The organism is Gordonia sp. DT30 (assembly GCF_049844915.1).
In the GTDB taxonomy this organism is placed as follows: Bacteria; Actinomycetota; Actinomycetes; order Mycobacteriales; family Mycobacteriaceae; genus Gordonia.
Map to the genome: position 1 here is coordinate 1 of NZ_JBNCLY010000098.1, position 317 is coordinate 317.

Consider the following 317-nt stretch of genomic DNA (forward strand, 5'->3'; position numbering starts at 1 on the left):
CCACATGCACCACACCCCGCACCGGCTCCCGATCCACCACCAACACCAACGCATCAAACAACCACAAAGGAACCGGATAATTTATCCTAAACTCTTCAATATAATCATCGATAACGTTTCTGGCACTCTTCGACAGTTTGATCGATCTGTCGTTTACGTACTCTCCACCAAGGAAAGCCGACCTAGTACTACAGCCGTAGTTCGCGGTCTGTGGTGTGCTGCGGCGTGTTTGCGCTGGTAAGGGCGACTGCCGGGGCATGATTTGTGGTTTGTGAAGACAACAAAGATGCCCGCGGCAGCCGCGGGTTTGAGGGTAG

Annotated in this window: 1 pseudogene; it reads right to left on the minus strand. The window is 53.0% G+C overall.

Features of this window, described 5'->3' with window-relative positions:
- Positions 1-259 (minus strand): annotated as a pseudogene (locus tag ACLQ3C_RS21595) (hypothetical protein); the annotation flags it as partial.
- Positions 260-317: the final 58 nt, after the last annotated feature.